This is a genomic window from Microbacterium sp. Leaf351 (assembly GCF_001423825.1).
Taxonomy (GTDB): domain Bacteria; phylum Actinomycetota; class Actinomycetes; order Actinomycetales; family Microbacteriaceae; genus Microbacterium; species Microbacterium ginsengisoli.
Genome location: NZ_LMPK01000036.1, coordinates 69,514 through 69,852, shown reverse-complemented (window position 1 = coordinate 69,852; position 339 = coordinate 69,514). Strand labels below are relative to the sequence as shown.

Below are 339 nucleotides of genomic sequence, written 5' to 3'. Positions count from 1 at the left end.
ACCACGCGATATCCGTCATCTCGCCGTCGGCGGGGAACGGGTCGCCCGAGATCCAGCGGCACCGGAACGTGAGGTCGAGGTAGTCGCTCTGGTCGCCGTTCTCGTAGGTCACACGCGGGATCTGGTGCACGGACGCGAGTCGCTCGGCGACGATCACGACGCCGGCCTCCTCCGCGGCCTCGCGCACCGCTGCATCGGCGGGTTCCTCGCCCGGGTCGACGATGCCCGTGACGGGAGTCAGTGCGCCGTTGTCGCTGCGCCTGCCGAGCAGGAGCATCCCCTCGTGCTCGACGACGGCGGTCACGCCGACGAGCGGCAGGGGGCGGGTGCCGACGAAGC

General features: G+C 71.4%; 1 protein-coding gene. It reads right to left on the bottom strand.

Going from position 1 to position 339, the window contains the following annotated elements; translation table 11 throughout:
* Positions 1–339 (bottom strand): NUDIX domain-containing protein (locus tag ASG00_RS12280; protein ID WP_156456255.1); only part of this gene is annotated, 339 nt, incomplete at both ends.